The 608-nt window shown below is 55.4% G+C and carries 1 rRNA gene; it reads left to right on the top strand.

Features of this window, described 5'->3' with window-relative positions:
• Positions 1-608: ribosomal RNA gene (locus E2L00_RS21390) — 23S ribosomal RNA — on the top strand; the annotation flags it as partial.

Raw genomic sequence — 608 nt, 5'->3', positions numbered from 1 at the left:
CGTTCTGTAAGCCGTCGAAGGTGGACTGTGAGGTCTGCTGGAGGTATCAGAAGTGCGAATGCTGACATAAGTAACGATAAAGCGGGTGAAAAGCCCGCTCGCCGGAAGACCAAGGGTTCCTGTCCAACGTTAATCGGGGCAGGGTGAGTCGACCCCTAAGGCGAGGCCGAAAGGCGTAGTCGATGGGAAACAGGTTAATATTCCTGTACCGGGTGTTACTGCGAAGGGGGGACGGAGAAGGCTATGTCGGCCGGGCGACGGTTGTCCCGGTTTAAGCGTGAAGGTGGGTGCTCCAGGCAAATCCGGAGCACCGTTAACACTGAGGCGTGATGACGAGGCACCACGGTGCTGAAGTGACAAATGCCCTGCTTCCAGGAAAAGCCTCTAAGCATCAGGTAACACCGGATCGTACCCCAAACCGACACAGGTGGTCAGGTAGAGAATACCAAGGCGCTTGAGAGAACTCGGGTGAAGGAACTAGGCAAAATGGTGCCGTAACTTCGGGAGAAGGCACGCTGGCGCGTAGGTGAAGCGGTTAACCCGTGGAGCTGAAGCCAGTCGAAGATACCAGCTGGCTGCAACTGTTTATTAAAAACACAGCACTGTGC

Origin of the sequence: Cedecea colo, assembly GCF_011808225.1 — a bacterium.
In the GTDB taxonomy this organism is placed as follows: Bacteria; Pseudomonadota; Gammaproteobacteria; order Enterobacterales; family Enterobacteriaceae; genus Dryocola; species Dryocola colo.
This window is presented reverse-complemented; position numbering and strand designations above follow the sequence as displayed.